The following is a 201-nucleotide window of genomic DNA, read 5'->3' on the forward strand; positions in this document are numbered from 1 at the left end:
GTCACCCGTATCAGTGACAACCGCTGGGGAACCACCACCTACCACCACGACAGTAACGACCAGATTACCCTGGCCGAAGGGGGCGTCCGCCAGCTCCCCCGTCAGGAGCGTTTCGACTACGATGTTAATCTGAATATCAGCCACCACGGTCAGACCCGCAACCTTCCGGATGCTGTCATGCAGTTCACTGCTCAGGAGCAG

The 201-nt window shown here is 58.7% G+C and carries 1 protein-coding gene; it reads left to right on the top strand.

Annotated features, from left to right (window positions below; all coding sequences use genetic code 11):
- Positions 1-201 (top strand): hypothetical protein (locus FDX19_RS25100; RefSeq protein WP_170974378.1); only part of this gene is annotated, 201 nt, incomplete at both ends.

This window comes from Citrobacter sp. wls619 (genome assembly GCF_005281345.1).
Taxonomy (GTDB): Bacteria; Pseudomonadota; Gammaproteobacteria; order Enterobacterales; family Enterobacteriaceae; genus Citrobacter.